At 38.3% G+C, this 25,462-nt stretch carries 22 protein-coding genes and 1 riboswitch; of the genes, 7 read left to right on the top strand and 15 right to left on the bottom strand.

Annotated elements, in window-relative coordinates:
- Window positions 1-143 precede the first annotated feature (143 nt).
- The 4 genes from mprF to LO754_RS03820 form a co-directional block, all read right to left on the bottom strand.
- Window positions 144-2,666 carry a bifunctional lysylphosphatidylglycerol flippase/synthetase MprF gene (mprF, locus tag LO754_RS03835; protein WP_231785650.1) on the bottom strand — a complete coding sequence of 841 codons (2,523 nt, stop codon included), beginning with the start codon at window positions 2,664-2,666 and terminating at the stop codon, window positions 144-146.
- Between the two features lie 109 nt (window positions 2,667-2,775).
- On the bottom strand, window positions 2,776-3,438 hold the full coding sequence (locus LO754_RS03830; RefSeq protein ID WP_024362220.1) for a potassium channel family protein: 663 nt from the start codon (window positions 3,436-3,438) through the stop codon (window positions 2,776-2,778).
- Window positions 3,439-3,618: 180 nt separating this feature from the next.
- Window positions 3,619-4,071, bottom strand: coding sequence for a TlpA family protein disulfide reductase (locus tag LO754_RS03825; RefSeq protein ID WP_024362221.1), 453 nt, complete (start codon window positions 4,069-4,071; stop codon window positions 3,619-3,621).
- Window positions 4,072-4,310: 239 nt separating this feature from the next.
- On the bottom strand, window positions 4,311-4,853 hold the full coding sequence (locus LO754_RS03820; protein WP_231785649.1) for a peroxiredoxin: 543 nt from the start codon (window positions 4,851-4,853) through the stop codon (window positions 4,311-4,313).
- A gap of 404 nt (window positions 4,854-5,257) precedes the next feature.
- Here LO754_RS03820 and LO754_RS03815 point away from each other — a divergent pair, with 404 nt between their 5' ends.
- The 7 genes from LO754_RS03815 to thiW all read left to right on the top strand — a co-directional run bounded on the left by LO754_RS03815 (window position 5,258) and on the right by thiW (window position 11,822).
- On the top strand, window positions 5,258-5,800 hold the full coding sequence (locus tag LO754_RS03815; protein WP_024362223.1) for a helix-turn-helix domain-containing protein: 543 nt from the start codon (window positions 5,258-5,260) through the stop codon (window positions 5,798-5,800).
- A gap of 17 nt (window positions 5,801-5,817) precedes the next feature.
- Window positions 5,818-6,924, top strand: coding sequence for an ABC transporter ATP-binding protein (locus LO754_RS03810; protein WP_231785648.1), 1,107 nt, complete (start codon window positions 5,818-5,820; stop codon window positions 6,922-6,924).
- Window positions 6,914-7,723, top strand: coding sequence for an ABC transporter permease (locus LO754_RS03805; RefSeq protein WP_024362225.1), 810 nt, complete (start codon window positions 6,914-6,916; stop codon window positions 7,721-7,723). Before LO754_RS03810 ends, LO754_RS03805 begins: the two co-directional genes overlap by 11 nt.
- The gene (locus LO754_RS03800; RefSeq protein ID WP_024362226.1) at window positions 7,720-8,517 is read left to right on the top strand and encodes an ABC transporter permease; all 798 of its coding nucleotides are present in this window, start codon (window positions 7,720-7,722) and stop codon (window positions 8,515-8,517) included. The genes LO754_RS03805 and LO754_RS03800 overlap by 4 nt, the downstream gene beginning before the upstream one ends.
- Window positions 8,514-9,587 carry an ABC transporter substrate-binding protein gene (locus LO754_RS03795; protein ID WP_231785647.1) on the top strand — a complete coding sequence of 358 codons (1,074 nt, stop codon included), beginning with the start codon at window positions 8,514-8,516 and terminating at the stop codon, window positions 9,585-9,587. Before LO754_RS03800 ends, LO754_RS03795 begins: the two co-directional genes overlap by 4 nt.
- A gap of 254 nt (window positions 9,588-9,841) precedes the next feature.
- Window positions 9,842-11,038 carry an MFS transporter gene (locus LO754_RS03790; protein WP_024362228.1) on the top strand — a complete coding sequence of 399 codons (1,197 nt, stop codon included), beginning with the start codon at window positions 9,842-9,844 and terminating at the stop codon, window positions 11,036-11,038.
- 63 nt (window positions 11,039-11,101) lie between these two features.
- A riboswitch (TPP riboswitch) is annotated at window positions 11,102-11,209 on the top strand.
- A 121-nt stretch (window positions 11,210-11,330) separates the two neighbouring features.
- Window positions 11,331-11,822: an energy coupling factor transporter S component ThiW gene (thiW, locus tag LO754_RS03785; RefSeq protein ID WP_024362229.1), complete on the top strand. Its 492-nt coding sequence runs from the start codon at window positions 11,331-11,333 to the stop codon at window positions 11,820-11,822.
- Window positions 11,823-11,875: 53 nt separating this feature from the next.
- On the opposite strand, the gene LO754_RS03780 is transcribed toward thiW, so the two are convergent.
- The 11 genes from LO754_RS03780 to cbpB form a co-directional block, all read right to left on the bottom strand.
- A complete protein-coding gene (locus LO754_RS03780) occupies window positions 11,876-14,473 on the bottom strand; it encodes a VWA domain-containing protein (protein WP_231785646.1) in 2,598 nt (865 codons plus the stop codon).
- The gene (locus LO754_RS03775; protein ID WP_231785645.1) at window positions 14,457-16,202 is read right to left on the bottom strand and encodes a vWA domain-containing protein; all 1,746 of its coding nucleotides are present in this window, start codon (window positions 16,200-16,202) and stop codon (window positions 14,457-14,459) included. Before LO754_RS03775 ends, LO754_RS03780 begins: the two co-directional genes overlap by 17 nt.
- Window positions 16,203-16,213: 11 nt before the next feature.
- Complete coding sequence (locus tag LO754_RS03770; protein WP_024362232.1) at window positions 16,214-17,086, bottom strand: DUF58 domain-containing protein; 873 nt, start codon at window positions 17,084-17,086, stop codon at window positions 16,214-16,216.
- The gene (locus LO754_RS03765) at window positions 17,083-18,078 is read right to left on the bottom strand and encodes an AAA family ATPase (RefSeq protein ID WP_024362233.1); all 996 of its coding nucleotides are present in this window, start codon (window positions 18,076-18,078) and stop codon (window positions 17,083-17,085) included. Before LO754_RS03765 ends, LO754_RS03770 begins: the two co-directional genes overlap by 4 nt.
- A 12-nt stretch (window positions 18,079-18,090) precedes the next feature.
- Window positions 18,091-18,333: a hypothetical protein gene (locus tag LO754_RS03760; protein ID WP_231785644.1), complete on the bottom strand. Its 243-nt coding sequence runs from the start codon at window positions 18,331-18,333 to the stop codon at window positions 18,091-18,093.
- 135 nt (window positions 18,334-18,468) lie between these two features.
- Window positions 18,469-19,503 carry a hypothetical protein gene (locus LO754_RS03755; RefSeq protein WP_231785643.1) on the bottom strand — a complete coding sequence of 345 codons (1,035 nt, stop codon included), beginning with the start codon at window positions 19,501-19,503 and terminating at the stop codon, window positions 18,469-18,471.
- Between the two features lie 12 nt (window positions 19,504-19,515).
- Complete coding sequence (locus LO754_RS03750; protein WP_024362235.1) at window positions 19,516-20,361, bottom strand: ABC transporter permease; 846 nt, start codon at window positions 20,359-20,361, stop codon at window positions 19,516-19,518.
- A complete protein-coding gene (locus LO754_RS03745) occupies window positions 20,358-21,293 on the bottom strand; it encodes an ABC transporter ATP-binding protein (RefSeq protein ID WP_231785642.1) in 936 nt (311 codons plus the stop codon). The genes LO754_RS03750 and LO754_RS03745 overlap by 4 nt, the downstream gene beginning before the upstream one ends.
- Window positions 21,293-23,683 carry a hypothetical protein gene (locus LO754_RS03740; protein ID WP_231785641.1) on the bottom strand — a complete coding sequence of 797 codons (2,391 nt, stop codon included), beginning with the start codon at window positions 23,681-23,683 and terminating at the stop codon, window positions 21,293-21,295. Before LO754_RS03740 ends, LO754_RS03745 begins: the two co-directional genes overlap by 1 nt.
- Window positions 23,684-23,947: 264 nt before the next feature.
- The gene (gene ccpC / locus LO754_RS03735) at window positions 23,948-24,835 is read right to left on the bottom strand and encodes a transcriptional regulator CcpC (protein ID WP_024362238.1); all 888 of its coding nucleotides are present in this window, start codon (window positions 24,833-24,835) and stop codon (window positions 23,948-23,950) included.
- Window positions 24,836-24,903: 68 nt separating this feature from the next.
- A complete protein-coding gene (gene cbpB / locus LO754_RS03730) occupies window positions 24,904-25,347 on the bottom strand; it encodes a cyclic-di-AMP-binding protein CbpB (protein ID WP_024362239.1) in 444 nt (147 codons plus the stop codon).
- Window positions 25,348-25,462: the final 115 nt, after the last annotated feature.

Genomic DNA, 25,462 nt, shown 5'->3' with positions numbered 1-25,462 from the left:
AAAGCGACACATTATATGTTACTTTTCAATCACATTCCATACCTGTTTCATATTCATCATTCCTTTCACTGTTATTAGGAAAATTATAGCACGTTTGATTTTCCATATTAATACAATAATTATCAAACTATAGAAATCTTCACTTATTTTCTCTTTCGTCCAATCAATAATGTAATTTGTGCCATCGTAAAGGGCAACGATGATTTTTTGCGATACGCTACATATTTTGGTTCCCAAAAATCTGCATATTTTAATTTAAAGTTTTTTAAGCCTTTAAAATGATAGAAATACTGGCCATGTAAAAATATTTGTGCTGCAATTTTTTCGCTTAAAAAAGAGTATCTAGATTGACCGACATTCGATAACGGAGACATGCCCATATTAAATACACGGTATCCTTGTTCTTTCGCCCATTGAAACAGCGATAAGAAAATGAAATCCATTGTACCAGACGGTGCCCCAGGTTTAAAGCGCATCAGGTCGACTGAAATTCTCTCGCCATTATCATACATAGGCATGATGCTTGCAAAGCCAATGACGCCTTCAGCTCCTCTTAACACAGCAATTTTTGAGGTGTTCAAATAATTTTCATCGAAAAAGCCAAGAGAAAATCCCTTCTCGGCCCTTCCTTGTAGCCATCTTCTTGATACTTCCGCTAGTTCAGTCATAACCTCCTGTGAGTAAGGCGGACTTAATATTGTGACCGTATAGTTCTCGCGTTCAAATCTATTTTTTACCGCCCTGCTGCCCTTCATTTCTTTTCCAGCAAATGTGAACATCTCTAAATCAACAAACGCTTCCTCTCCCAGCTTAAAAAAGCTATAACCATGCTCATGTAACACAGGGAAAATCTTGTTGTTAATTTCATAAAAAACAGGTGTATAGCCATGCCTATCTGCTACTTCCAAAAACTCCTGAATAGCCGATAATAAATCACTTTCTGGACCTACCGGATCGCCTAGTACCACGATTTTATCTGCAAAGATTTGATAGGCGAATAACACCGTATTTTCTTTATTCCAATAGACAAATTTGTCATGCAAAAAAATGAGATGTGAAAACTCCGTTCCCGTATACTCCATAAGATGACTTTTGATTTTATCTTCATGTTCTTTTGATAGTAGCTTGTACATTTTTTTAGGTCCGCGTGTAAGATAACCTAAGTAAAAAATAGCGCAAGCGATGAGGATACCGATCATTGCACTGAAAAATAAATCCCGATAATCTGTAAGGATATAATATTGCAATGGTGTCGGAATATGAATTTTTGCGGTAGGTAAATTGATATAACCTATTAATAAGTACATTGCCGTAATGAAAATAACCGCCGCAAGGTCAAATAAGATAGTACCCCATGTTAAGACATAACTTTCCCGATAAAATTGTTTTTTGGATGCCATTAACAATACAGCGACTATCAGTAAAAAAATGGCTTCTTCATAATCAAAACCTTTACTAATTGAAAATAAAGCCGAACTGCTAAGCACGATAATGGCAAGTTGATAAGCCGTTTTCACTTTATATTTAATTCCCCTACACAACCCTAATAGAATAAAGCCTGCTGCAACAGTTAATTGATGGGAAATATTCATAATTGGTGATGATAAAAACTCCTGAGCGATTTTTAATCTGCTTAAAATACCTGGTACCGATGCTGATAACAATAAGACAATGCCCGAGATAAATACTAAACTGGTTAACAACATATGACTAATCTTTTGAAAAATAACATTTGGTACATCGTCCCACGACCGATTCCAACGCTCCCAATAATCTTTCATAAATAATAGTACGGACACTAAAAATGGTAGTACAAAGTAGCCCACACGATACAAAATTAATAAAAAGAGTACTTTTTCTTCGGCAATTCCAACACTTTGCGTCCCCCATAAAAAAACAAGGTCAAATGAGCCAACCCCTCCCGGAATCATGCTTACTATACCTGCACATGAGGCAATTAAAAATATCGGTATGAGCGTAGAGAGCTCCACCGGTATTTGGATGATGATTGTTAACATCCAAATGACAAAAAAGACCGCAAGCCATTCAGCAACAGAAGTAATCATTAACTGTAGGAATACTTTATACGTTAAGGCACTTCTTTTGTTATAGCGAATAAGATGCGTCACTAAAAATACAGGAACATAGAGGCTGACCACAATGACAGCAATTGATAACCAGCGAATTTCTTTTAACATTGGGAAATCCCAAAAGAACAGATACATCAACCAAGTTAACAATGAAATCCCTGTTAAATAAAAAAGAGTAACGGTAGCAATGCTCTTTAACAAGCCTTCACGATCCACTTTATATTTTGAATAAAAATAATTTCGTAGAAATACACCTACTAAACCGCCAAAGCCAATAAGGTTCGAAAATGTGTTGACGATAAACGAATTATTCACTAAAGTACGCTTGTTTATTTTCATTCCTAATAGTTTTACCAAAATAACATCGTAAAAAATCATCGGAGTAATCGCACAAAACGTAATGAAAAAAATCAACAACAGTTCCCATACTTGCAATTGACTAACTTCATTTCGCAGTAAATTTACATTTACCCCCCTTAGCGATTGTTGTATTTCGTAAATCGCTATCGCTAAAAGTATGATTGGAAATATAATTTTTAGAAACCGTAGTAATGGTTCTTTCCTAAATTTAAACATGTGCTAAACCTACTCCCCATCAGCTTTCTTAACATACTTCATAAAAAAAGTTGGATTGTATATTTAAAAAATGGAGTATTGTAAACCAACTACAATATTCCACTTCTTCTTATTCTTTCATTGCCTTCTTCACAAAACGGTTAATATCCACATCAGCACCGATAAGAAGCATAATATCTCCAAGTAAAATTTTGTCGCTTGCTTGTGGAGAAACGATAATATCCGATCCTCGTTTTATGCCGACAATGTTAATGCCGTATTTTGCGCGGATATCTAAATCCATAATCGAATAACCGGCAATGGCATCATTGGCTTTTAATTCCATAATCGAATGCTCATCTGACAGCTCTAAATAATCGAGCACCGTATTAGATAACATATTATTCGCTATACGAATACCCATATCACGCTCAGGATGAACTACAAAATCAGCTCCAATTTTTCTTAGCACTTTTTCGTGGTAGTCATTTTGAGCTTTTACTGTAATTTGCTGAACACCAATTTCTTTTAAAATAATAGTCGTTAAAATACTTGCCTGAATATCTTCGCCAATAGCGACAATGACATGTTCAAAATTCCGAATACCTAATGAATTTAATACCGATTCATCTGTTGAATCGGCAATAACAGCTTGCGTTGCGATGGCAGCAAACTCATCTACCCGTTCAGATGAATGGTCAATCGCCATTACTTGCGCACCTTGACTCATTAGCTCACGAACAATACTCCCTCCGAAACGTCCAAGTCCAATGACGGCAAACTCTTTTTTCATCATTCAAAATCCCTCCGAAAACTACAATTACTTTATTTTAACTTATTCTCGCTTATATGTATTGTCAAAACAGGAGACCAATCGTCATTTTACCTTTTCTATCTAGTATTTTCGACATTCTATACTATTACTATTAAAAAAAGCGAGGATTTAAACATCCCCGCCTAGCAAATATTAAAATTATGCGTTACGCATTTCATCGAGAACTCGATTCACACGTTTTTCTAACATCTTCATACCGCTACCACCAGCTTGCATATGGCGAAGCTGTCCGTCTTTATCGAATACGAAGTAAGCGGGTACGTATTGGTTTTCAAAAGCATCCGTTAACTTCATTTCATTATCTACAAAAATAGGTTGTGTAATATCATGCTCTGCTGCAACAGCTTTGATCGTATCCAAATCAGTATCTGCTTCAGAACGTGGCATATGCACAGCAATAACGTTTAATTCATCTTTATATTGGTCACGGAAATTATTCACTTCCGGCATTGCCTCTTTACATAAATGACAGCTTACAGACCAAAAATGGATTAGTGTTGGTTTTTCGCCAACTAATTGTGCTTTCGTTACTTCACCATTTAACCATGTTGTTGCACCTGTAAGTTCAGGCATTTGTTCACGAAGTTTCATAAAAAATCCTCCCTTGAAAAAAATATCCCCACAAGCGTGTCGTGGGGACCCATTATTCATTTTATGCATGAATTGAGCCTTGGCGTAATTGCGTCTAGATTTTTTTCAAAAAGCTCGAAAAAAATCTAGACAGTGCCAGAGTACTCCGACTTGCTCAATAGCTGTACCGCTACTGATTTCATTGCATAATTCGCATTCATCCCGCTCTTTCTAAAAGTGAAGGACTTTGCTCAATTCAATTAAAGAGTTGCTTGACCTGGGCGCCAGTTTGCTGGGCAAAGACCACCAGTTTGTAAAGCTTGTAATACACGTAAAGTTTCATCAACGTCACGGCCAATATTATTATCGAATACTGTTTGATATTTTAATTCGCCTTCTGGATTAATGATGAATAAGCCGCGTAGTGCGATACCTTCTTCTTCAATTAAAACGCCATATTCTTTCGAAATCGCATGGTTCGTATCTGCTGCTAATGGGTATTTTAATTCTCCAAGGTCATTTTGCGTGCGATCTGTGTTAATCCAAGCTAAGTGCGTGTGGATTGTATCAGTTGAAACGCCGATTACTTCTGCATCTAAGTCTTCGAACTCATCATAACGATCGCTCATCGCAGTAATTTCTGTTGGACATACAAAAGTGAAGTCCATTGGGTAGAAGAACAGTACAGTCCATTTGTCTTGTGCTTTAATTTCTTCTAAAGATACTTTACCAAAAGATTTGTCTGGAAGTACTGCTTCCATTGTGAAGTCTGGGGCTTGTTTACCTACCATGCGTTCTGCCATTATAAATCCCTCCGAATAATATGTAGTTTTATATTCCATTCGCACATGCGAACCGTCTTCTACGATAGCAAAGAAAGCACAGATTTTCAACGAAGTGCACTTCGCCACGCTAATCGTTTCAAGTGTACTGACAAATTTTTGTCAAATACCCAATAAATAATCATCACTACACTATAGTTATTAGCTTCTTTTCGTAAATTTATTCTAGAATAACACAAAAAACTGCTCGAAAATAGAGAAGCTTCTTTTCTTTCAAATACATCTGCATTTTTTCCTCCAAAACGATTGCAAATTTTTCATTATTATGTATAATAGTAATGTTTTTAGTAAACTAAAAGTTTCGTTAAAGTAAACTTCATTTTCTGAAAGTTTATGATTGCTAAACTTCTTCTAGGAGGGAAAGGATGCAAATTGGAGGAAAAATTAAAGCACTTCGTTTGAAAAAAGGTCTTACCCAAGAAGAGCTTGGAGAACGTACAGATTTAAGTAAAGGCTATATTTCACAACTAGAGCGTGATTTGAATTCGCCTTCTATTGAAACGCTTTTTTCATTATTAGAAGTTTTAGGATCGACGCCCAAGGAATTCTTCGATGATGATGCACCTGAGCAAAAGGTTGTCTACACCGAGGAAGATCAATCGACTTATACAGACGAAGAAAAAAAATATGAAATTCAATGGCTTATTCCTACATCTAATGAGAAAGAAATGGAGCCCATCTTTTTGACACTTGCTGCTGACGGCGAATTCAAACAGTTTGAACCATCGCTATCAGAAACATTTATTTATATTGTCAAAGGGCGTATTCGTCTCGTTTTAGGGAATGAACAATATATAGCTAGTGAAGGCAATGCGCTCTATTTTGACGCGGCAGATCATCATCAAATTTTTAATGCCCATGACGATGAAACAAAAATTTTACTCGTCGCAACGGATTCTTATTTATAGCTTAAGGAGGCGCTTCAATGACAACAAATTCTATTATCCGCTTTGAAAATGTATCAAAATCATATAGTGACGGCACAGTCGTCCTAAAAAATATTAACTTAGAGCTTGAAAAAGGGAAGTTCTATACATTGCTTGGTCCGTCAGGTTGCGGTAAAACAACAATATTACGCATTATTGCTGGTTTCACAGAACCAACTACAGGCGATGTGTTTTTCCACGATAAAAAAATTAACACTGTTCCAGCCAATGAACGTCAAGTGAACACAGTATTTCAGGATTATGCGTTATTTCCACATCTAAATGTTTTTGAAAATGTAGCATTTGGATTACGCATTAAAAAACTTCCTGAAAATAACATTAAAGAACGTGTTGGAGAAGCGCTAAAATTTGTCAACTTAGCCGGCTATGGCAATCGAGAAATTTCTGAAATGTCAGGTGGTCAGCGTCAACGTGTTGCAATTGCACGAGCTATTGTTAATGATCCAGAAGTTATTTTACTCGACGAGCCTCTTTCTGCGCTTGATTTAAAACTTCGTACAGAAATGCAGTATGAACTACGTGAATTACAACAACGACTTGGTAAAACATTTGTATTTGTCACACACGACCAAGAAGAGGCACTTGCCATGAGTGATGAAATATTTGTCTTAAGCGAAGGGCAAATTCAACAATCAGGTACACCAGTAGATATTTATGATGAACCCATTAACCGTTTTGTTGCCGACTTTATCGGAGAATCAAATATTGTTAACGGCGTTATGATAGAAGATTTTAAAGTGGAGTTTGCTGGGAAAGTGTTTGAATGTGTTGACCAAGGAATGAAACCAAATGAAAAAATCGATATTGTTATTCGTCCAGAAGATTTGGAAATCACAACAGTCGACAAAGGAAAACTAATTGTTAAAGTTGATACACAATTATTCCGTGGAGTCCATTATGAGCTCTCCACTTACGATAAAGCTGGTAATGAGTGGCTTGTCCATTCATTGAAGAAAGCTGAAGTAGGGACAGAAATAGGTTTAGACTTTGATTCAGAAGCCATTCATGTAATGCGCCTAAATGAAACTGAGGAAGAGTTCGATAAACGTCTAGAATCCTATGGAGATGACGAAGATGCAAACTAAAACTTCGAAATCAGCGTTATTTCCATACGTTTTATGGATTGCACTATTTGTTATTGCGCCGATTGCCCTCGTTGTTTACTACTCCCTACTAGATTTACATGGCAATTTTACGCTCAATAACTACAAAGCATTTTTTACATCTGTCTATTTAAAAATGACACTTAGTTCGTTTTGGTATGCGTTTTTAATCACATTCTTTACATTGCTGATTTCATACCCAACAGCTTATTTTTTAACGAAGACCAAACACAAACAGCTATGGCTATTGCTCATTATTATTCCTTCGTGGATTAATCTTTTGTTAAAAACATATGCGTTTATAGGGATATTCGGTTTATATGGTCCTATCAATGCAGCCATTGAAGTATTCGGCTTTGATCCGAAGCAAATGCTATTTACTGATATGAGCTTTGTCTTCGTATCCGTTTATATTTTTATTCCCTTTATGATTTTACCAATTTTCAACTCGTTGGATCGTCTTAACCCAACCCTTGTCTACGCAGCTCGTGACTTAGGTGCTTCAGCCTTTACAACATTCCGTCGCGTTGTACTGCCACTAACAATGGACGGTGTTAAATCAGGAATTCAAGTTGTTTTCATCCCTGCTTTATCACTTTTCATGATTACGCGCTTAATTGCAGGAAACCGCGTTATTACGCTCGGTACAGCAATTGAGCAACAATTCCTTGTAACGCAAAATTGGGGCATGGGTTCAACGATTGCCGTATTTTTAATTTTATTTATGGTAATCATCATGTTCATTACGGGTCAAAAGGATAAAGGAGGTCGCGTACGATGAGCAAACTGTCCACATCTGCAAAAGTGTATTTAGCGATTGTTTTTATCGTCCTGTATGCTCCTATTTTTTACTTAGTCTTTTACTCATTCAATAGTGGGGATTCCATGACAAACTTCCAATCCTTCACATTGGATCATTATAAAGCTGTATTCGAGGATTCTAGATTACTCGTTATTTTAATTAATACGGTGATTGTGGCTTTGCTTTCTGCACTGATTTCCACAATTATTGGCACACTAGGCGCAATCGGGATCGTTACAGTAAAAGATTCGAAAATGCGCAATACCCTGCTTTCCTTAAATAATGTATTAATCGTGAGTCCAGATGTTATTATCGGTGCAAGCTTTTTAATTTTATTTACAATGGTAGGCATTAAACTGGGCTTCGCTTCAGTATTATTAGCCCATGTCGCGTTTAGTGTTCCTATTGTTGTACTGATGGTTTTACCAAAATTATTAGAGATGAATAAGTCGTTAATTGATGCGGCTTTAGATCTTGGCGCAACGAAAAAAGATGTTATGATGCGCGTTATTTTACCGTATATCCAACCAGGGATTTTTGCTGGTTTCTTTCTCGCTTTAACGTATTCACTAGATGACTTTGCTGTAACATTTTTCGTGACAGGAAATGGCTTTAGTACTTTATCTGTTGAAATTTACTCGATGGCACGTGCTGGTATTTCTCTGACAGTGAACGCCATTTCTGGTTTAGTATTCTTCGTTACAATTATAGTAGTAGTCGGCTATTATTTCTTCACAAGTCGTACGAGTAAAAGAACGGAGGGACAACAATGAAGTCTTTAATTCAAGCTACCATCGCCATACTTGTCGTCTCCGCCCTGTTAGTGTACGCGGCTGATGCAATGAGCGCTACCGGTGGTAAAAGTGGAAAAGATACATTAACTATTTTTAACTGGGGCGAATATATAGACCCCGATTTACTAAAGCAATTTGAAAAAGAAACAGGCATCCATGTCATTTACGAAACATTTGATTCCAATGAGGCCATGATGACGAAAATTAAGCAAGGTGGGACGGCATACGATATTGCTGTGCCCTCTGAGTACATGATTGAAAAAATGAAGGAAGAACATTTATTACTTCCTTTAGATAAAACAAAAATCCCGAACTTTAAAAATATCGACCCTTATTTTTTAGATTTGCCATTTGATGATAACAATAAATACTCTGTTCCTTATTTTTGGGGCACAGTTGGCATTGTCTATAATCCGGATTTAGTAGGTAACTTAGATTTCTCTTCATGGCAAGACTTATGGGATCCTTCTTTAAAACGTAAAGTCTTTTTAGTAGACGGTGCACGTGAAGTCATCGGTATGGGTTTGAACAGTCTTGGACACTCCCTGAACTCGTTAGATGACCAAGAGTTACGTCAGGACACAGACAAACTGATTACACTCGCACCAAACGTAAAAGCGATTATTGGTGATGAGATTACACCGCTTATGATTAATAACGAAGCAGCCATCGCACTCACTTGGTCTGGTCAAGCCGCAGATATGCTATCAGAAAATGAAGATTTAGACTTTGCTGTGCCAGAAGAAGGTTCGAACTTGTGGTTTGATAATATGGTAATCCCGAAAACTTCGAAAAATATTGATGGCGCACATGCTTTCATTAACTTTATGTTAAATGCGGAATCTGGAGCTCAAAATGCAGATTATGTAGGCTACTCTACTCCAAATACTGCAGCAATGAGCTTAATGGATAAAGAAGTTATTGCTGATGAGCGATTCTACCCTTCAGAAGAACAACGCAAAACGTTAGAAGTCTATAAAAACCTAGGACCCGATTATTTAGGGAAATACAATGAATTATTTTTAGAATTTAAAATGAGTATTCGATAAATACGAAAGAAACGAAGCCAAAAAAGTGTTAGATTGACAGCCATCAATCTAACACTTTTTTGATGGGACTGTTGATGTCCGCTACGGCAATTGGTGGCGATTCATGATTTTTAGTGGCAATTTTCTTTATTCTGTCGCCTTGTACTTGTATCATAACCATGACAGCTACCTACGACTATAATCTGATAGCCAAGCATTATTTCTTTATGATAGACTTTAGTAATGTTTTAATAGTAAATAAAGGGGGGTATTCGATGACCCAGCAGAAGTCTAATAAGGCCGCGTTGTATATTTTAATGTTTAATATGTTTATCGCAATGGGGAGTATTGGGATTATTATTCCTGTTATGCCAGAGTATTTAAAAATATTTGGAGCAGCAGGACAAGTTCTTGGCATGCTAATTGCAACGTTCGCCTTAGCACAATTCGTTTTTTCTCCAATTGCTGGGAATCTCTCAGATCGATATGGTCGAAAAAATTTGATTATCTTTGGTCTGATTGTCACTGGCCTTGGGCAAATTTCATTTGGTTTATCTACAGATGTATGGATGCTTTTTGTTGCCCGTTTCTTAGGTGGTTTAGGTTCAGCCTTTGTTGCACCGCCTATTATGGCGTTTGTGGCAGATGTCACAACGTATGAAGAACGAGGAAAAGGAATGGGCATGTTAGGAGCTGCCATGTCTCTTGGTTTTATGATTGGACCTGGTATTGGCGGGTTTCTATCGAAAGTTAGCTTGCATTTCCCATTCTTTACGGCTGGTGGAGCAGCTATTATTGCTTCTATTCTATCGGTATTTTTACTACCTTCCACAAAGCCCACTGCAGCTCAGAAAGCTCAAAAACAAGAAAATCTTGCAAAGCAGATGGTACGTTCAGTCAAAATGCCATACTTTGTCATGCTTATTATTATGCTAGTATTCTCGTTTGGCATCGCTAATTTTCAAACGACATTATCATTATTTGTAACGGACAAGTTTAATTACACGCCTGCCGATATTGCTATCTTGCTGACTGTAGGTGGTGCATTTGGTGTTATTGTTCAAATGTTTGTCATTACACCACTCTTTAAACGTTTTGGTGAAATGAAAGTTGTGTTAGTCAATTTATTTATTGCGGCTGTAGCAATTTATGCAATATTATTTGTATCTGGTTTTGCACTAATATTAATTGTTGCAACGGTTTTCTCAACAGCCACTACACTAATTCGCCCTGCCGTTAACACATTAATTTCTAAACTGGCTGAAAATGAGCAAGGCTTTGCCGCTGGTCTTAATAATGCGTATATGAGTCTCGGCAATATGATTGGGCCTGCACTAGCAGGCGTTCTTTTTGATTGGAATATAAATAGTCCTTATATTTTCGGGGCAATTATTTTAATGGCCTGCTTCTTCTTAGCACTTATTTGGACTTTAAAAAAGGCGCCACATCTTATGCAACCTGACTCGAAATAATGTGAAATAGCGTTGACTAATATAGATGTTATGTTACATTTATTAGTAGAAATTTAATATCATGTTTACCACTAGGGGAGTCTTTACAAGGCTGAGACGTATATGGTCATATACGGACCCTTTGAACCTGATCTAGTTCACACTAGCGGAGGGAAGTGGCGACTCTTGCTTATTGTGTCATTATCAAATACAAGACCGCTTCCTTTTGTTTAGGGGGAGCGGTCTTTTTGTCATCCATTAGGTCGTTTTACCAACAATTCCACATGTTCTATAAAATAAAGGAGGAACTATCATGGCTATTCAAAAACTAACTATCATGGCTTTATTGGTTGCTATTGCTGTAGCAGGCTCTATATTTGTCTCGATTCCAACTGGGATTGCTCGTGCCTATCCTGTACAACATGCTATTAATGTTATCGGTGCCATTTTACTAGGGCCTGTGCCTACCATTATCGTTGCTTTGCTAACAGCCATTATTCGCATACTAACAGGCACAGGCTCTCTTTTAGCGATCCCCGGAAGTGTCATCGGTGCAGCATGTGCTGCTTTTGCTTATAAATATAGCGGCAAGAAATGGCTAGCAGGAGTTGGTGAAGTATTCGGCACAGGTATCCTTGCTTCACTAATCGCTGTACCTTATGCGCAATTATTTATGGGAACATCCGTAGCTGCATTATTTTTTATGCCCGCCTTTTTGACATCTAGTTTGATTGGGGCATGTCTCGGCATTATCATCGCGAGCAGTCTTCGGAAAACCGCACCGTCTATTCTTATTACTAAGTAGCTATGTTCAAAAAAAGATGGCACATGCTTTTTTCGCAATGTGCCATCTTTTTATTATGAGCGTTTTTTCATGCCTTTTAATAACTGCGCAACATTGGTGTTTTCCACCTGCACGGCTGTTTCGTCTACAGGCTTTTCATTGTGCCTGCGACTTGTTATAAAGCGCCAACCAAAGCGTCGAATCGTAATATCCAAGAAGAATAGCAACATCCCTGCTAAGAGTAGCCATGTCGCAATATTTTGGCGCTCTGCTCCTTTGTTTGTGAAATCACGGAACACTTCTTGTGGTTCTTTCAACACTGAGCCGCCAGTTTGCTTTGTTAGTTGCTCTACTACGGTTTCATTCACAGGACGTAATTCATATTCAGCACTGTAAGGTACACTAAGACCTGCTTGGTAAATAGCCTGCTCTTCATCAGCGATGCGGAAGAAAATCAAACCAGGCTTCGCTTGGACAACCGCGCGTACTTGCGAGGCAGATAGCGTTTCAAGCTGTATATCAAGCTCCTCACCAGCTTCATCGACAGCAACAATATCTAAAAATGCTGCTTCATTTGTCGGATCGGTGATAATAAATGAACCATCTGTATCAAGACGTACATCATAGGCGACATCATTATAACTTGGTAGCATTTGCGATATAATGGTTTGCCAAAATGTTCCCCATTCCTGCCATCTTGCCCAGTCACCAGCCCATTTCCCCGTTGAATCGGATGTGAAAGCAAAAGTTTTACCAAGTCCATATTGCCATTGTGCTAATACCGGATCTTCTTTCTCACTTTCTGCTATAACAGCAGCTCCCTGCTTCGTTGTTGTGCCAATGTAGGCATTCATTTGTGGCACACCATTCGCAAATAATGCATTCCAGCCAGATGCATTGTAGATTGTTGGATAGAAAGGATTGTCTTCAATATACGTACGTGAAATCATCGCTGTCTCACGTGATAAAATCGAAGGAATTGTCTGTTCATCGATGACATCATAGAAGCGACCACTGCCCATTTCACTTAGCCCTTGCAGAAGATTGCCATCAGCATCTTGTCCAATCGCCACAGTTGACAGTGTCACTCCTTGTTCTTTCCCCGTTTCAATTAAATCCTCATAATTGCCAGCTTGTGATTGTCCATCTGTAAGTAAAATAATATGTTTCCTTTGCAATTTTAAATCAGCTAAACTATCATAGGCTGCTGCCAATGAACGATAAATTTCTGTACCACCACCAGGCGTAACCGATAAAATCGTATCGACGGCTTCTTCTTTATTGCCTAATGGTCCAGTTTCGATGATTTCCCAAGGGCGATCATCAAAGGCGATAAATCCTAGCGTATCTTCATCTCGTAACATTTCAACAGATCGAGCCGCCGCTTCTTTCGCAAGCTCTAGTTTTGAGCCATACATACTTCCTGAACGGTCAAGTACAATGACGAGCCCTAAAGATGGCAATTGTTCTTTGCCTTTTATCTCCATCTCAACAGGTAGTAATGTTTCAATCGGTGTTTTAAAATAACCACCCAAGCCGAAGCTATTTTCACCGCCGACCATTGTAAAGCCAACACCAAAGTTTTTCACTGCCTGTTCAATAACGCTCATCTTCGCCTCTCCAACTAAGTGTCCAGGAACATTATCAAAAATAATCGCGTTATATTGCAAATAACTAGACAGTTCATTTGGTAAGCTTGCTGCATCCACAACATCATAGGAAATTGAATTTGATCCTAGAGCTGCAGCAATTGGTGATGCCGTATCGTAGCCATTGACAATCAGTAAATGTGGCTCGCTTTGTACCATCGTCACACTTGTTAATTTATTATTTTCAAAAATGGCATCCTGTCCAACTTGCACGAGCGCCTCATATTTCACAAGCCCCTCTGCAGTTGCCGTATGTTTATAAGTAAAAACATTGGAACCTTGAGCAAGCTCCACCGACTCACGATGAATCAGTTTGTCATTTTCGTACAGCAATAATTCACCTTGCCCTGCCGCTGTGGCATTGACTTCCGTCACAAGCTGTTGCTGTTCACCTACGTAAGCTATTTGTGGTGTCACAAAACTTTTCAGTGACACATCATTCGTCACATTTTGATGAAACGGCACGACATCTACACTAATATTGGAGCCTTTTAGCTTCGTGGCAAATTCTAACGCATTGCCTTGTGTTTCATTGGCATCTGTTAGTAATACAAGTCTAGTCGCCTTTTTCGGATCAACAATACCTGTTGCAAGCTGAAGACTTTGTTCTATATTTGTTTGGTCTGTTCCTTTAACCTCAGTAAATTTCGGAACATCTTTTAAGGATTTTGATAAAATCGCTTCCGTTTGGAGAGTTGATGAAAATGAGTAAATCCCTGCAAGTTGATCTTCCTTTTTCGATTTCAAACTTTCCTCTATAAAACTAACGATTTCTGCCTCTGTACGATTCATCGAAGCAGAGCGGTCAACTAAATATAATACTTGCTCGTCCTTTACTGGCAATAACAGATAAGGTGCTGCCAATGCAAAAACTAAACAGACGATGGCTATTACTCGAATGCCCAGTACAACTAGATGACTTTTTTTCAAGAGCATGCGCTCGCGCCAATAAGTCCATCCAAAATACATAAACAATGGCAGTAATAACAATAACGCTAATGGCATATCAATTCGTAAATCCACGACGTCGTTGCACCTCCCACTCTGCGACAAGCAAACTTAAAATAATGAGTATTAGCCAAGGTACAAACGAAGCTTTCGACACTTCTTCCTTGCCATTTTGCTGAAGCTCTCCAAGCGTATAGCTTGTTCCTTCTTCTATTACACGTTCCTGTGCTTGTAGTTGCACGATAAGACGCTTTTCCTCACTGTTTGAGCGAGCTGTATACATACCTGGCTTCATTGGAGCAGTTAGTAAGCCATTCGTAATAGTCGATAAAAATTCATCATCCTGAGAATAAACACTCCAATCACCCTGTGATAACGCGACTGAACGTTGCTCATTTGGTGCAAAAATCCCAAGGGAACCTACCGATTCAGATAATTGCTGTTCCACACTCCATAAAAATAAAGGAAACGATGGATAGAGTGGCCAATCTGTATCTGCAATATCAGCAAGGACGATAATATCCCCTTCAGGTGTTCGTTGGATAAATGGTTTTTCTCCAACTGTGGCGATTGTTTTATAATCATCGAATGGAGGATATAAAGCACTGACATAAATATCATTTAACTCACTAAATGCAAATAAAGCATCGCTCGTTGTTTTTACTTCACCATTAACATCTACTTTTTCAATATCATCCCGCCCAAATAATACAATGGGTCTCTCCATCTTTTGAAGTAATGATGTTTGATTCGTTACAATGGTAGCTCCTTGATTATCCGCAAGCTGCAAGGGCGGTACAATTTTTACGTTGTCATTAATAGCTTGAAACCCTTTTTGAATAAGCTGATGCATGTTTTGATCGACTACAATATTCGCTGTAGCCGTTTGTAACACGACTGATTGGATATTATCAATCGCATAATCATCTTTTACATTAATTTTAGCTGTCACCGTATCCATTAATGGTAAATCTTTAAATGATTTAGACACTGCTTCGTTTGCTGCCAAAGAAATAGGTTCGTCTACTAGTACATCACCTTTACTATTTTGTAGTGTAAGTGTTAGCTTTTGCTCTTTATCGGTATCATTTTGGAGCTGCACTAACGCCATCGTAGATTTACCATCTGTCGTCGCAGCAAAGCGCGTAATAGCAACATTCGTTAAATCTTTTGCAGAACCGTGTACAAGCCATTTCACAGATTCCTTTTCCATCGGTAATTGCTTTTTATCAAGTGCATCTGTGAAAACATAAATTGACGTTGGACTATCACCAACAAAAGCTTGTGCCACATCAAGCGCTTTATTCATTTGGGCAGTTTCATATGTTACATGTAAATCTTGTATGGTTTTTTCAATCGTTTTTACATTTGTTTCTTGCTGTAACACTGCTTGTGGAGCATTGCCAGTCGTAATTAATGTAACAGGTCGTCCGTCCAGCTGTTCTACCAATGATTGCATTTCTTTTTTATGAGCATCAAATGTAGATTGCTCTTTCCCTGCTAACATTGTAGCTGATGTATCCACGATAAAAATCGTCTGTGCACCCACAATCGTACTTTTTTTCATATAAGGATTGATGAGTGTTAACACTAGTAAAAGTAATGCCAGCAATTGCAAATACAGTAATGCATTTTTTTGTAAATGCTTTAAATATGGAGAAACTCTTGTTTCTTGCATAATTTCAGACCAAAAAAGTGTTGAGGACACTGGTTGATCGGTATATTTTTTTCGGAAGAAATAATAGAGCAGGACAATGACCGGGAAGATGGCCGTCCAGCTAAAAATAATTTGACTAAAGCCCATAACGGCTCACCTCACCTAATCCAATGTGCTTTTAGTAATTGTTGAAAGATTGCATGTTGCAAACCGTCTTCTACCTTAAGCTGCAGTTTACGCACACCAAAGCGACGGCAAATAGCTTCAAACTCTTCTTCATGGAGGCGACGCCTTGTGTCATACGTATCTAGTACTTTTGATGACATCGTGACATTGACATCACGCCCTGTTTCACTATCCACTAAACGAACATCTCCCGCATATTGCGGATGAAGTTCTTCTTCTGTGACAACTTGTATAATGCGGACATCTCCTGCAAAACGAGGCAATCTTTTCAATAACTGTTCCCATTCCTCGATCGATTCAAGCCCATCTGTTACGATAAATAATACTGTGCTATCTTTTGGTATAGCCTTTAATGCCCCTTGAGAAAAGCTTGCTGTATAGTTGGCTTCTTCTATATCTGTAACAACTTGCAAAAATGCGCGACGGTACATAGCCCCTTTACGACGAAATGGAGGTTTCACGTCATCTTGCACATAAGAAAATGATAAGCGATCATCACGACCAAGTACCATTAAACCAAGTGATGCAACAATTTGCCGAGCAAATGTCCATTTGACTTGCTCACCCATTGATTTTGTTGCATCCAATAAAATATGCACCCGCATTTCTTGTTCATCTAAAAAACGTTTAATAAAATATTTATCGGTTCTCGCAAAGACGTTCCAATCTACTTGTCGCACATCATCACCTAAATGATATTCGCGAAAATCAGAGAAATCGAGGGATGCCCCGAAGCGCTGCGAACGATGCGAGCCTTTATGCTGGCCACGCAATTTGGAGGCAGTCGCCACTTGGAAACGACTTATTTTCGCTAACCAATCCTCGGGCAAAATATTTTTTGTCATCGACTTACGCCTTGTTGGACTTTCTCTAAAATAACGTCTATCACATCATCTGCTGTCTTACCTGAAGCCTCCCCTTCATAATTCAGCAGCATTCGGTGACGTAAGACGGGCTTCGCCACTGACTTAATATCCCCAACAGATACATGAAAACGTCCACTCATCAGTGCTCTAGCTTTTGCCAATTTAATTAAGCTTTGTAAGCCACGTGGACCGCTACCATACATGACATAGCGCTTTACTTCATCTATAGCATCTTCTTTTTCAGGATGTGTTGCCACTACAAGGTCTGCTGCAAACTCAAGCATCTCATCGGCAATTAGTACTTCCTTCACCATTTGTTGTGCCAAAATTAGTTCATCAGTATCCAACACTTTTTGCAAGCTAACTTCGTGCGCACCTGTAGTACGTTTCATAATTTCCATTAGTTCATTTTTCTCTGGATATGGGACGAGAATTTTGCACAGGAAACGGTCCATTTGCGCTTCTGGTAAAGGATATGTACCCTCCATTTCAATTGGGTTTTGTGTTGCCAAGACGAAAAATGGTTTTGCCATTTTCTTCGTATCTCCTAAAATCGTTACCGTTTTTTCCCCCATCGCTTCAAGCAACGCACTTTGAGTTTTAGGTGTAGCACGGTTAATTTCATCGGCTAAAACCATTTGACTAAAAATTGGTCCTGGCTGGAATGTAAACTGCTGTCTCCCATCTGCTGTTCGCTCAATCATACTTGTTCCTGTAATATCAGCAGGCATTAAATCTGGGGTAAATTGAATACGTGAGAACGATAAATCTAGCACTTCAGAGATAGTCCGAATAAGCATCGTTTTCCCTAAACCAGGAAGCCCCTCTAACAGTGCATGGCCATCTGCAAGGACTGCATATAATGTGTAATCAATTGCTTCCTCTTGTCCAACAATAAAGCGATGAATTTCATCTTTTACTTGTTGTAATTTCGTACCCGTTTCGACATACTGTTGTTCTGTAAATGCCATTTTTTTCTCCTCCTACTGCGACTCAATTGTCGTGAAATAAGATTGCACGACATTTTGTAAATCCTTCGGCAATTGTAAACGCTGTGAGCTTTCCAAATAGCTATCTTTATAGGAGCCAATCACTTCATCATACGGTCTAATGGTACCTTTTGTAATCGGTCCATTACCTTGTTGCTCGGAAACATGCGAACCGTCTCCTAATTGCCCACTATCGACAGTCGTTTCGCTAGAACCGCCAAGCCTTGGTGTAGTCAATAAATCTCGGCTTCCTTGACCACTCCCCGCACCCTTTCCTAGACCTGAACCACTTCCTTGACCTTGACCTTGACCCTGTCCTTGGTCTTGACCTTGACCTTGCCCCTGTCCTTAGCCTTGTCCTTGACCCTGTCCTTACTCTTGGCTTGGTTGCTTTCCTTGTGACTGGTCATTACTTGTTGCTTGCTGGGAATTATTTTGACCTTGTTGACTACTAGGTTGTGCGTTACCGGAAGAGTGTTGATTCGAATTTGCACTGTTTTGCTGATTATTATTTGTGCTGTTTGCACTAGCAATGGCATTTTGCAATGTATTACTAGCCGGTTTCCCTAAGTTGCTCATCGCTGTTTGCGTTGTATTTGCACTTTGTGTAAGCTGTTGCTGCATTTGGGCAAGCTCTTTCAACTGTTCGAGTTCCTCTTGTGATAAAGCTTTTTTATCGCCAGCACCATCTTTATTCGCTGTCTGCTTATCTTTTAATTGCTGTTCTTTTAAAGCTAATTCCTTCTGCTTTTTCACGACTTCTCGTAATGCTTCTTCCGCTGTTTGCGTTTCTTTTAACGTATTTTGTAATTCTTTTAGCTGCTCTTTCACTTCTTTTGTCTCAGCTTTTTTTTCTAACTTCGCCACTTCTTTTTTTATGTCCTCAATCACAGCCTTTTCTTTTTCCACTTCAATCGCTTCAATTTGCGTTGCCGCTGGGAACATATAAAGTATTGCTAAAACAATAGCTGTGGCAAAGAGGCCAATAAATGCTTTAGGTCGAAACAAATTTTTCTTTCTTGCTTTAAACTGAGCAAATGCTTGTTCTGACTTTTGAATCGCCTTTGCAAGTAAAGATTGGATCAGTGGGTCATCGTCGTTTTTAAAAGACAGTGCCGTTACAAGTTCATTATGTGAAAAATAATAGTCAAGTGCATACAATGCTTCCTTTTCTTTGACACGTCGCCACCACATCATAACAATTGTTGCAAATATACTAAGTATAAAGACAACAACAGCAATTTGACGATAATAAGGCCAAACAAATAATCTTGATACGAGGACAAGTGAAGCACTCGAAAGCAATGCTAAAAACAACCCGTATTGTGCAATAGGTAGGCTTCTCTCAAAAGTTAAACTGTGTTGTGCACGCTGAATATATTTTCGTAATTGCTTCCGACGCTCCATGCTGTTTCCTCCTCATCGATTACTTTTCATATTGGCACGTAATTTCTTAATCGCAATCGTTAAACTTAACACAATAATCAAAACATAAATTAGTAAGTAGGTTATCCATACCGGTATATCAATGCCACTTAGCTCTGCTAACGCATCTCCCATAGAGGGCGAAATAAGCGTAAGCATTAATGCACCTGGATTAATCGAAGCCCAGAAGTACGTCATAAAGGACGAGCTTGTAGCAATCGTATTGCCCATTTGATGGAATGCCATTGATAGGAAGAAGAAAAATGCTGTAATTCCTCCTAAGAAAATGATGGAGCCATACGTAGCAATCATAGCAACAATCGTTTTCTTCGTAATAGTTGAAAACATAACTCCAACGCTACCGATTGCAACAACTGTTAATAGGTAAAATAAAAAGATTGAAATTAGTTGGGAAGGGGATACCCCACCAAATAGAAAGACTAAACTATACAATGGTAGCCCTGCGACTAACATCAATACTAAAAATGCTACCGAAGATAATAATTTACCAATAATAATTTGTGTCGAGCTTTGTGTTGTTGTTAATAAAATATTTAACGTTTGTTTTTCTCGTTCACTACTAATTGCCCCAGCAGTTAAACTCGGTGTAATGAAAAGAACGAGTGCCATTTGCAATATTGTTAGTACGGCAAACATCATAAAACTTGTATCAGGTCTAAAAAACCCTTTGCCCGTAAATTCTGTTGTCAGCAGTAAGAAACCTGCAATAAAAATACAAATCACCGCTAGATAAAACATTAAACCAGAAAAACTTTTAAAAGAACGGAAGCGTAACTTCAATTCTTTTACAAGGACGGGATTATAAAACCTTTCCATCATTGACTGTCCGCTCCCTTCGTAATCGCCATAAAGACGTCTTCTAAATCTTTTTCTTCCTCGCTTAATGCATAAATTGGTAAATCTGCAAGCATCGCTTTTTTCAGTAATACTATTTGTTCCTGATCTGTGCCGCGATAGTTAAAAGCAATTTCTAAACGATTGTCCATAACATCTATTGAAGAAATTAATGGATCTTCCTCTAGAAATGCGCGTACCTCTTGTAAACAATCTGATACTTTGATAACGATTCGCTTTTCACCTTGTAGCTGAGCTTGAATGGAAGCAACATTGCCATGTGCAATCAATTTACCATTATCAATAACGCCGATTTCATCACACATTTCCGCTAGCTCTGGCAAAATATGCGAGGAGATTAAAATAGTTTTCCCCATGGATTTTAAATTTCTTAAAATATCTCGCATCTCTACTCGTGCGCGTGGATCTAGGCCTAAAGCAGGTTCATCCAATATTAAGACCTTTGGATCATGAATCAGAGCTCGTGCTAAACAAAGGCGTTGCTTCATCCCACGCGATAGTAAATCAACATATTCAAAACGTTTATTCGTTAAATTAACTAACTCTAATAACTGCGGTATAAGAACTTTACGCTCCTGCGCGCCAATGCCATAACTCGCCCCATAAAAGTCTAAATACTCATCTACTTTAAGTTGATCGTACACACCAAAGAAATCTGGCATATAGCCTATTTGTTTCCGAACTTCTTTCGGTTCCTTAATCACACTTTTTCCATTGATCAATGCATCGCCTGAAGTTGGGGATAGCAATGTAGCTAAAATCGAAAACGTTGTCGATTTTCCGGCACCATTAGCCCCTACAAAGCCAAATACTACACCTTCCTCCAGTGATAGATTTAAATGATCTAGTGCTGTGAAAGCGCCGTATTTTTTCGTTAAATCACGAATCTCTATCATTACTTCGCCACTCCTTTCAGCTCTATTTCAGGTAATTTTGTCTGCTCGCCTGTTTGATCTGGTCCAAATTTAATCTCCAACAGCAGCTTACCCTTATCATTGAAGTATTGCGTAATATCATTTGTAAACACTTGCTTCGTATCAACTAACGGTTCATAGTCGCCCGTTTTGTTATTCCAAATGGATAACTGCATTCGTTGAACATCTTTATTCGAAATTGTAAGTTCATCTAGGGTTTGAACAAAGTCCATAAAATGGTCTGGCATCTCTATCGACAATTCATATAAACCTTCTGACATGTACCAAGTATTTAATTGCTCATCTATTTTATCGAAAACGGCATTTGGCGATTGTGTGCTCAAATTATATGAAAAGTTATTACGTTTTAACGTAAATGGACCTGACATTTCAACTTTTCCATCGAATGGCTGTACGAAATAAGAAATAGGTGACATGTTGACACTTGTTTCAAGTTCTACACCTACAATTGCTTGCTCTGCCCAAGCTGTAATGACAGGTTGTTTCTCACTTTCTAGTAATAGAAGGGCTTGAGACTTCATGCGCTCAATGCGTAATGGGTCAACCTCTTCCTTCGACTTTGGATAGTTATAATTATAATTATTAAAGTGTGTTGGTTTTTGAAGAACTGTTGTTTTCAGCTCTTTGTCCACCTTCAGTGTAGCATTTGGTTCAATATCACCAAGCTTCACTTCTTTTGTACCCGAAATAACCGTGACATCCTTTAATGCAAACGGGAAGTTATTTTTAACTGTCCCAGACAATTTTTCATTTTTCAATGTAATATCAATATCCATTTTACCTATCTTTTGAGCAGCTGTTTTCCCCCCAAAAGATTGGACAGACCAATAACTTAAATCGCGCAATGTTAATGCGGATCCATTGGCGTGTTCCTTAATATACGACGATTCATGTAACGCGCCTACTGAACCTGTAAGATTATAATTATTGCGGAAAGCTACTGCAGTCGTATCTTTATCAGCATTCACAACAAAATCACCACTGCGATTTGTTAAAATCGATTCTACATAATAACCATTCACGCTGCTATCTTCATTTACTTTAAAGAATGCGGATTGTTGTACTTGTGGCTGCACAATACGATCTTTTGCGCCAAAAACAAATAGGACAATCGACAGTACCACTGAAATCGTAGGAATAACCCACCATGCATGCTCTCGTTTATCCATTCTCTTTAATACAAAGTAAAGGATTGGACCAATTACTAAAATATAAAGAATAATGACGATAAGCATATAGCTAACGGACACTTCGAATGATGGGAATAATTCGTTAATACTACCTAACTCGCTAGAAAGCTGATCCATTGTAGATTGACCTTGCATCACTGTTTGCTGAGACATAGTTTGAATGTCGAACATTTTCGCTGTTAATGCCGCATAGCCGTCCATAGATGCTAATGGCTGGTCTCCTAATGAAAAAGTTGTTTGGACAATTTCTCCACTACCAACCTTTTTCTTAGCAGCTAGAATATTAGTATTGTCTTTTAAAACAGGGATACTGCCTTCATTTTCCGTTGCTGTATAGACCGAAATTGCCTGCGTGAAAATACCGCCTCCCGATAATTTCGTTAAGCTATCTGCTGAAATAGTCGTCGTTTGTTGGGATAATGTAAGTGGCAAATATTCTTTAAAAATGCCTGCAGTTGCATTGATTTGCTCAGAACTGCCAAGCAATAATGTACCGCCATCTTGCACCCATCTTAATAATGCTTCCTGCTGTTTTTGCGTTAAATCAGCTATGGCAACCTCATCTACTGCAATGATATCCGCCATTGCATAGCCTTGTGCAACATCAGGTAATGTGTAGTCTTTTAATTGATTTAAGTTAAATACTTCTACACTATTGGATGGAAAAAGTTGCGGTAACTTTAAATAGGCAGTCAAACGGTCGCTTTTATCTGTTAACGTATAAATAAATGTTGAATTGGCTTCTAAAAAATTCGCCTGTAACCGCTTTGTTCCTTTATAAGCAACTTTTTTTCCTTTTTCAATGTTGCCCTCATAAAAGGCAAAAACATCGCCATCGGAATACCCATAATCAGCTAAACCGTCCAAATAAAGTGTAACTGTTTTTTCCTCACCTGCTGCTATATCTATTGGCACAACTAGTGCTGAAGCTGCTTGATAAGAATTAAAGGCATTGATCGCCATATCTCCAGAAAAATCAGGCCCGTTATTTTTTACAGTTACTTGCAAAGGCGTAACTGATTGATATTTTGCCTTTCCTGCAATTCCTGTTTTAGCTTGTACCTCTAAAGTAGGTGCGGCGCTCGCCTCAGAAATAGGCAGAGCATAGCTCATAACAAGCATTAATAAAACTATTAGTGCGGTAATATTTAATTTCTTCAAAAACTCAACCCCTTTTCCTTTGCTTTTAGATGATTACATAATTATACGTTTTTTTGTGCATTTTGTTCCATTTCTTATGATATCTTCATGAATATTCATAAACTCTTAAGATTTAGGGAGGTGCCAGGCACTCAAACAATTTAATTAATGGTAGCGAAGACGCGACCTGCGGGACAGCATGGACAATACGAAAAAGTGTTAGAATGAATGCGATCAATCTAACACTTTACTCTTTAATCCGAAGCCACTTTAGCATGAAAATATTTAATTTGTATAGTCAAACAGGCATCGGGCATGATCTTGTACAACCTCTACAAATGCTTCTACTTGGCGTAATTCAAAGGAAGACTCATAGCCTATTAACCATGTATCTCGTGTTAAACCAAATTCTTTTTCATTGTTAGTTAGCGCAATTTTATTAACCCCATCATGCTCATTTAGCGTGATGGACGGTAGTATGGCATAACCTATGCCATTTAACGCCATTTGCTTACATATTTCAATTTGGTCTACTAAAATTTGTCTTCTAGGATTTGAAGCAAAATGCTGTTGCCACCATTGCTGTATTTCCTGATAGTAATTGGAATCACTTTTAAATTGAATAAATGGGCGATCAGTTGTCAGCACATCTTCAATCGTTTTTAACTCCCGATCTACTAAGTACAACGTATCGCGGAAAAGATGAATCTTTTCACCTTTCCAATCAACCTGCCCACGCACAATGCCAATATGGGCCTCGCCCTCATATAAAGCTTTGACAATTTCCGAGCTCCAACCAGTCATAAGTGATATTTTAGCTTCTGGATATTTTGTTACAAAATCTTTTATTATTTTAGGAAGCCAGTTTTGCCCGACAATGGAAGCACAAGCAATTTTCAATGTCCCATTTACTTTTGTTGTTAACGATTGAATCATTTCAAAGATTTCTTCTTTTTTAGCAAGCATATCTGTTGCATACGCTATAACGTGTTCTCCTGCTGGGGTTGCTGTAAGCCCCTTTTGCGAACGAATAAACAGCTGTGCACCCCAATCTTTTTCAATCGATTGCAACCGTTGTGAAAGTGCAGGTTGCGATAAAAACAACCGCTCCGCTGCTTTACGCATATTGCGTTCCTCAGCTAAAACTTTCAAAATTTCTGCCTCTGTTGCCATCAATCACCTAAACCTCCAATACAAGTAAAGGGGGACCTCAAGATGTTGCACCTGAGTCCCCTCTTACACTACTTCTCTTTTTGATAGATATATTTTTTCAACTGTTTTAAAATAACGCGTCTTGTTAAAATCCCTGCAAATGTACCATCTTCATCTATTACACATAAAAACGCATGGTTAATAACCAAATCTAAAGCTCGTTGGAAAGTATCCGTCATCTTTAGAACGGCTATATCTTTTTCCATTATTGTATCTACTTTAATATTTGGTAATTTTTCATATTCAATATGTTCGAGACCTAGAATAGATTCTGTAATCATTTTCATGCTCAATAAACCTTGAAGGCGATATTTCAAATCTAATACAGGTATGGACGAGTACCCTGTACGTGTCAGTACAAGCAGTGCATGCTCGGCACTATTACCACTTTGTACATGTGCAACCTTTTCGGATGAAATAATAAAATCACTAATTGGCATTGCTAATAAGTCTTTGCTGTTAGTTGAAATCATGAACTTCTTCTCCTTTTCTGTCCTTGCTTTGCAGAACAGGATCCTTCTCTTTTATCATATCACAATGTTTCCGACTATGACCACGACAAGGTCAAGAAGAGTTTTTCATAAACAA

Source organism: Lysinibacillus sp. GJ-1 (assembly GCF_021166035.1).
Lineage (GTDB): Bacteria > Bacillota > Bacilli > Bacillales_A > Planococcaceae > Lysinibacillus > Lysinibacillus sphaericus.
Note: the sequence above shows the minus strand (reverse complement) of the source record. Positions and strands in the feature narration are given on the sequence as shown.